The 3,205-nt window shown below is 38.7% G+C and carries 4 protein-coding genes; all 4 read left to right on the forward strand.

Translation table 11 applies throughout. The features are described 5' to 3' along the window. The coding region (locus tag ACDQ55_RS21580) for an RHS repeat-associated core domain-containing protein (RefSeq protein WP_420983717.1) at positions 1-1,393 on the forward strand (1,393 nt) is incomplete at its 5' end. A 3-nt stretch (positions 1,394-1,396) separates the two neighbouring features. Further along, positions 1,397-1,759 (forward strand): hypothetical protein, encoded by a 363-nt coding sequence (locus ACDQ55_RS21585; protein ID WP_420983718.1) that lies wholly within the window; start codon positions 1,397-1,399, stop codon positions 1,757-1,759. 250 nt (positions 1,760-2,009) lie between these two features. After that, a complete protein-coding gene (locus tag ACDQ55_RS21590; protein ID WP_420983719.1) occupies positions 2,010-2,417 on the forward strand; it encodes a hypothetical protein in 408 nt (135 codons plus the stop codon). A gap of 316 nt (positions 2,418-2,733) precedes the next feature. After that, positions 2,734-2,913 (forward strand): hypothetical protein, encoded by a 180-nt coding sequence (locus ACDQ55_RS21595; protein WP_420983720.1) that lies wholly within the window; start codon positions 2,734-2,736, stop codon positions 2,911-2,913. Positions 2,914-3,205: the final 292 nt, after the last annotated feature.

The raw sequence follows: 3,205 nt of genomic DNA on the forward strand, positions 1-3,205 counted from the left end.
TTTAACGTTCGATGTAGATCCCGGCTATGAGCTAAACGTGAGTTCCTTTAGTTTTTATCACCGAAGCAGTTATACCGGTTATCAAAACTACAGCCTGACGATTAACGGTATCCCGGTAAGTCCCCCTCCATCATCAGGTGCAGATACTATTTATGTAGACGTATCAGGTGGATCGCATGTCATGAGATCTACAGGCACATTAGTCGTGAGTAATCCAGTCACCAACCTGATGGGCAAAGTAACCGTAGAGGTTACCTTGAGTAACAGAACAGGTAACCAGGGCACCTTCCGGATAGATAATTTTACGTTGAATGGGTATGTGACGCCAATTGATAGTAGTGTTTATAATAGTGTGCCAGGTAGGTATAGGTATGGGTTTAATGGGAAGGAGAATGACAATGAGGTGAAGGGTGAAGGGAATAGTTTAGACTTTGGATTAAGAGTTTATGATCCGAGGATCGGAAGGTTCTTATCGTCAGATCCAATGGGAGGAGCGAGGGTATCCTGGACGCCTTATAATGCAATGCGAAATAACCCTTTAAATTATATAGATCCTACTGGAGGACTAGATGAATGGGTACAGACAAAGGATGGTCAAACGCTATGGGATGATAAAGTAACAGATCAGAAATCTGCAACCCAACGTTACGGAGACGGAGCAACTTATAGAGGTCCTGGTTATAGTTATACAAGTAAAGCAGGTGAAAGTGTAACTCTAGGAAGTAACAGGTCATTTACCGTAAATGGTACTTCGAAAACTGCCGTAAACTCAACTAATCCTTATGATCCAGGTACATTCACTTATTGGAACTATACTAATGGAAGAAATTATGATAGTCAGGTAGAAGCTTATCGGGCGTGGCAATCATATTCTGGTTATCATCCAGGAGAGGGTCGTTGGGATAAGATATTTAGAGGGACGGCATATGCTAGTATGGAGGCTCGCAGAGACTATTCAAGTGGTGGAATGAATATGTTTGGGGGAGCAGGTAGAGTAGTTAATATACCCAGAGGCTTTACTTCGTCAGAACAATTTGCTCAAGCAGGTAGTGAACTAAGAGGAGCGCTTGAAGAAGCTGGTATCAGCTATAGTAATGTAGGGGTAAGAGGTAGCGCAGTTACAAATATGTCAAGTAAAGGCGGGGCTTTCAGAGAAACGGCGTTAGGTAATTTAAAAGCTAGTGATATTGATGTGTTTATAAATCTTTCAGAAGATATTGGACTTAATGCAAGTAAGAACATCAATGGGTTTATACATCCAGCTAAGCTGCTGAGGCAATATCCAACTTTACTTGAATGGTCCGAGAAATGGACAAAGATTCTTGGTAGAGAAATTACCCCTGGGGCATTTAAACCGGGTACATTTAATGATACAAATGTTATTAATTTTTAGTTTATGATATTGTTGTTTTTTAATTACGAAGAAGATTTGAATAAAGTGTCTAGAGTAATTTTTGAATCATTAGGAATAAACGAAAGTCTGGAAGGGGAAAGTTCCAACGTTTTAGGAGGAGTGTATTATTCTTTCTCTATTTTTGGAGTAAAAATAAAATTGGAAGTGAATAGTTATGATTATGAAGATGAATATGCCTATATGTTGTCCATTGGAAAGGATTTGGTAAGTTCAATGACTGTTGATGACAAAATAGTTGATTTAATAGGTGAAGTTGTAAAAAGATTATTATATATCCAATTGTCGCTTGCTGTTGCTGAAGATAAAAATAACAAGTTAGAAATATACACCATGCCTCATTCCTGATGTTTAAGAAATAGAGTGTTCTTTACATGTCCGCAATATTAAATAAATAATATAGCCCTGTCAATTGTGACGGGGCCTATTATTTAAGTATCGCTTGTAATTTAGATTTAGCAAGGAAAGCATCGAGGAGTGAATAAACGCACTCTTTATCTTTATCGGGAAGTTCGTTAATCTCATTAAGCCGCTTCATCATTTTAGGATCTTTAAGAATGTCTTGTCCTAGAATAGGTTTACATCAAACGTGTAAAAAATGAAGAACATCGTTAAACCAGAAAATGGTTATTATTTAGAATCTGACAAGCACCTTATCATTAAGGCCTATTTGAGTTCAAATAGAACGAAACAATCCATCTGGGAAGAATATACAGGTCATGCCGAGGAACACGGAAAGATTTTGAAGTGGATGCGGGAGTTGGGATATGAAGCACCAGGGAAAATACGTAAATTGATCCATCAAAGATCCTCCTTGATGGTGAAAGAACCAACCCAATCTCTTAATAATGACTTCGAAAAGAAGCAATTAGAAAAACGTATTGCTGAATTGGAAAAACAGCTAAAAGAGGCTGAAATGAAGGCTATTGCTTTCTCTACGATGGTTGATATTGCGGAAAAAGAGTTTAAAATACCCATCAGAAAAAAGTACAATACCAAACCATAGCAATCATTAAGGGACAGTATCCCCGTATAAGCCTGGCCCGGTTATGCTGCTGGTTTGGTATTACCCGTCAGGCCTATTACCAGGACGGTTACAGGCAAATAGAGCTTGGTACAGAAGAAAGCCTGGTACTAAAAGAAGTAAATGCCATACGTGCCCTACATCCTAAACTTGGGGTGCGTAAGCTATATGGCAAAATAGAGACTTTGTCTTGTCCTAAAATAAGTTTACACAAAACGTGTAAAAAAATGAAAAAATCGTCAAAATTAAGAATGGTTATTATCTGGAAATCGACAAGCATCTTATTATTCAAGCCTATTTGAGTTCTAATAGAACGAAACAATCTATTTGGGAAGAATATACGGGTCATATTGAGGAACATGGAAAGGTTTCTGCTAATAACGACTTCGAGAAGACGCAATTAGAAAAGCGTATTGCTGAATTGGAAAAGCAGCTAAAAGAGGCTGAAATGAAAGCTATTGCCTTTTCTACCATGTAGAGTCTGTTATGGGGGCACATTATATTGTTGCTGGTAGTTGTCGAGTTGGGAGGAATTTTTGGATGACAGAAGATCGTGTTGTTAACTTTGAATTGGAGTATGATGAGATATTAGCTTCTTCCTAGTCTAATTTATTATTTAAATAACAAGCTCAGACCATCCTTTTGGTTCCAGCTCAGTTCCGCTGTCCAGTACATTGTCTAACCGTTCTTTTGAGGAGGTGATTAGCCGTTATAATGCGAGCCATCCCACAGCCGACCGGACTGCCGCCACAGCGCTGCTGATCACCGTG

Origin of the sequence: Chitinophaga sp. 30R24 (assembly GCF_049056765.1) — a bacterium.
Classification (GTDB): domain Bacteria; phylum Bacteroidota; class Bacteroidia; order Chitinophagales; family Chitinophagaceae; genus Chitinophaga.